1 protein-coding gene is annotated in these 255 nt (G+C 64.3%); it reads right to left on the reverse strand.

Features of this window, described 5'->3' with window-relative positions:
• A partial coding sequence (locus MTX35_RS25565; protein WP_243597499.1) for a BtrH N-terminal domain-containing protein occupies window positions 1–255 on the reverse strand: 255 nt, incomplete at both ends.

Below are 255 nucleotides of genomic sequence, written 5' to 3' on the forward strand. Positions count from 1 at the left end.
AGCTCAGCGATATCGGCCCAGACCAGACTGGGTCGTCCCGCATCGATGTCGTCGCGAACCCATGACCATCCCTCAGCGGGATCGTCGGTCGTGAGAACCTCGACTTGTCCGCCGAGCCTGCGCGGTAGGTCGATCTCGAAGTCGGCACCGCGGCCGACCAGGTACATCGGTGGGACCAGGTCGTCCGATCGCAGGTAGGACAAACCCAGATCACCACCCAGTGCGAACACCAACCCCTCGTCGGGTGGTCCGTCC

It is taken from the genome of Rhodococcus sp. ARC_M12 (genome assembly GCF_022810385.1).
GTDB classification, from domain to species: domain Bacteria; phylum Actinomycetota; class Actinomycetes; order Mycobacteriales; family Mycobacteriaceae; genus Rhodococcoides; species Rhodococcoides navarretei.